The organism is Candidatus Equadaptatus faecalis (genome assembly GCA_018065065.1).
GTDB lineage: Bacteria > Synergistota > Synergistia > Synergistales > Synergistaceae > Equadaptatus > Equadaptatus faecalis.
In genome coordinates, this window is the sequence record JAGHTZ010000092.1 from 1 (window position 1) to 3,291 (window position 3,291).

Annotated in this window: 2 protein-coding genes; both read right to left on the minus strand. The window is 48.7% G+C overall.

The window, feature by feature from the left end; translation table 11 throughout:
- The coding region (locus KBS54_07540; protein ID MBQ0055972.1) for a hypothetical protein at nt 1-2,549 on the minus strand (2,549 nt) is incomplete at its 3' end.
- Nucleotides 2,550-2,979: 430 nt separating this feature from the next.
- The gene (locus KBS54_07545) at nt 2,980-3,132 is read right to left on the minus strand and encodes a hypothetical protein (protein ID MBQ0055973.1); all 153 of its coding nucleotides are present in this window, start codon (nt 3,130-3,132) and stop codon (nt 2,980-2,982) included.
- Between the last annotated feature and the right edge of the window lie 159 nt (nt 3,133-3,291).

Genomic DNA, 3,291 nt, shown 5'->3' on the forward strand with positions numbered 1-3,291 from the left:
ACGTTAGCGTTAAAGTTGTAGATTGCTTCGTTTGAAGTAAGGTCGGCAACTGTTCCGAGGTTTGACGAGATAAAACTATTTCCATTGAGCGTTACGTCACCGCCCGTGATTTTGCCGTCTGTGCCAAATGACGCGCCTGTTTCAAGGGTTGTTGTGCCTGTGCCGGTTATAACGCTGTTTATCGCAACACCATTTTTCGCCGTTATGTCTCCACTGTTAGCAACGTCTTTTGCAAGCGTTCCCGCCGTGAATTGCAATGTTCCGGCGTTTGTTATTGTTTCGCCAGCGCCTGTCGCTATTTTGGACGCGTTCGTAGAAAGCGTTGCTCCGTTCAGTATATTGACGCTGTTTTCTATTTCTGCGTTGTTTGTAACTTCTCCTGAGTCTATGTAGGTTGTGCCTGTGCCTGTTATGTTATGTTCCAGCGTTCCGCCTGTAAGGTGTACCGAGTTGTCGCTGTTGTTTGTTACGGTGTTTTTAAGGTAGTTTGCGCTGGTATAGAGCGATGCGTTTGTTCCAACAAGTATCGTGCCTGTTACGTCTGCTCCGAGGGTGAGTTTTTTACCGTCTGCGATTTCTACGTTGTTTCCTATCGCCGCATTTGCGGTTACCTCTCCGGCAATTTCTGTTGTGCCTGTACCTGTTATTGCCTGCGTGAGCGTGCCGCCGGTGAATTTTACTGTTCCGCCGTCAAGTGTCGGATCTGCAACGCCTCCGGTTACACCGTATTTGTCTGCGTTGAGTTCAAGTGTTCCGCCTGTGCTGACGGTGGCATTTGCCATTCTACCTTCGGCTTTGACCGTGCCTGCCGTCTGTATTGTTACATCGTTTTCTATGCTTCCGGTGCTGCCTACGGTTGTTGTGCCTCCGGCTATTGTGAGGGCATCGCCTGTGAGTGTTCCGCCAATTTTATTCTCTTCGCCTGTGAAGGTAAAACTGTTTGCTGTTGTGAGGGTGCCGTCTATGTCGAGGTTTCCCGTCAGTATTGTGCCGCTTGTCACGTCTGCCGTTATGCAGCCTGTTTCGCCTGCGGCGACGGTTACGCCTGTGTTGTATTCGCCGTCTTCAAAGACGAGTTTTGCGCCGTTTGATACGTTTGCAGTAAGCCCCGACGCATTGTACGCTTTGCCAAGCGTGTTGCCGATTACAAAACTGTATTGGTCTGTAAGCTCTCCGCCGTAGTCTGTCTGACAATCTCCGTTTGCCTGTTCGCTGAAGAACGTCGTTTTGTACGTGCCTTCGGCAAGGTTCGCAAGCGTTGTTGTTGCCGTTCCAGTTGCTTTGACTGCCGTGTCAGTCTCCGCTATTTTGGCATAGTTCAGCATGTCTGTTCCAGTGCTGTCATAGAGCAGGGCAGATACGTACATGTTTGTTCCCGTTGTCGCGCCGCTATAGTTTATGGTCATTCCTGCGTCTCCGCCGTCCCAGTCAAACGCCGTTTTGCCGCTGGCAAGCGCAGTCTGCGCTTCATCGCTTGGGTTAATTTTCGTGAACGTTACATCACCGGCTGCTATAGTCGGCTTTTTTATGCCGCCTGTGTTCGCAATGCTGTACGCGTCAAGCAGCGTCAGTTTCCACTCGTTTGTTGTATTGTCCGCCAGCGTAAAGCCATTGCCGACATTGACATTGCCTTTGCCGCCGGTTGCGGCGGATAGGAACAAAACCTTGTCTTTGTCAAGGTTTAAAGCAGGGCGCATAGCAGGCCTGCCGCCTGAGAAGCCGACGCTATCATTGCTCTCGCCGTTGGCATAGACCATAGCCAGACCTGTGTCGCTTCTGCCCGGCGATCGAAGGAACCAAGTACCAATAGCCCCAACGGTGTTCCCGTATACATTCACACTCTTTGCCATTTGTGTCGCGTCAGTTGCTCTTGATGCATAGGTGACGCCGTAGAGGATTCCTAGCTCATCATACGCCAACGGGAATATTTTTTCTGTGGATATATAATCCTTCCCTGTTGCGTTTCCTCCCAGCTTATGACTCGCTGTCGCTATCGCCGCGTATTCTTTCGTGCTGAACGCGTCTCCCGCAAAGCCGCCCCACGTGGCTACTGTTCCGTCTAAATTGAAGGTTGTGGGTGTCGTGTTGTTCGTTGTTGTGCGAAGTTCTGACGAAATGCCGTCTCCTGCCCCCGGTGTACTTTCATCTTTTCCCCATATGTTCCTTATTGCTACAGGTACAGTCTCTGGGTTGAACAGTTTTGCGTATAGCGGTTGGTCAGACAGGAGAAACAATCCTTTGTTGCCTCGGATGTCTGCCTCTGGGTTGTTCGCAAGCACACGCCATTTGATGGCGTCTTTGTTCCAGTTGTTTGCGTTGAATTCTTCAGGGTCAGTAGACGTTCCATTCGGCGCGTAGCCTGACGCCGCACTCTGCCAGTAGCTGCCGTAGTATATGGTTGAGGCTTTGGTTAAGTCATTATTGCCTTTTGACGTTTTCATGTCGTCAAAGGTCGCTATGCCTGCCGCCATTGCGGGTGATACCGTGCCGAAGATGAAGGACACGAGCATTAGGACTGCCGCGAGTTTCCTGATATTTCTCTGTTTCATTGTATTTCCTCCCTTTTGGAAATTTGAATTTTGTATTTTGAATTTATGTCAACAAAACATCCGTCGTGGTTTTACACGCCGTTAAGTTTGCATTTTTACTTTCTGCAGTTGGAATTTTAGAAATAAAAGAGAGGTGAGAAATGCAAAATTTTTCCTCAGAAGGAGAGGATGTCTGTCTGTCTGTCTGTCTGTCTGTCTGTCTGTAATTCAGGTCAAACACAGACGATTTTTTGAACATTTCTACCCCTCCTTTACCTTTGATTTTTTGTTTTGTGAACCTTAGTTTATTTTTTGCAGAACATTCCGCCGTACCCAAACCTTACGGAATACATCCCGCAACTTTTTGATATTTTACAGCGTTACCGTCTGTTGCGCAAGAAGTTTTTTACAAAATTTCTTCTTCGACGTGCCGGTGCGCTGTCCGCAGCAGTTAGCTTTTTACTTCTTCCGTGTACTGTTTCGCAAATCTGCACAGCGCACCGTTCATTGTTTCGTTTCTCAGCCTCGTCGCGCGGATAAATTCCGCGTGAAGACAGGGATTGAGTTTTGTTGCTACCCGTTTGCTTTGTTTGCTGTCCGTCATTGTGTTTGCTCTCCTTTCTTGTTGGTTCGCTTCGCTCACGCTGTTAGCTTTAAGCTTTAAGCTTGAAGCTTGAAAACCTTTTTAATCCGTCATACCGCAATGCTTTTATGCGGTATCCAGTGGCTTTGGGGTTTTCTTTTCAATAACGGGCAAAGCCCG

Excerpts from the sequence above, each read along its gene's own strand:
- KBS54_07545 (MBQ0055973.1), bottom strand. The coding sequence starts at position 3,132 with ATGACGGACAGCAAACAAAGCAAACGGGTAGCAACAAAACTCAATCCC.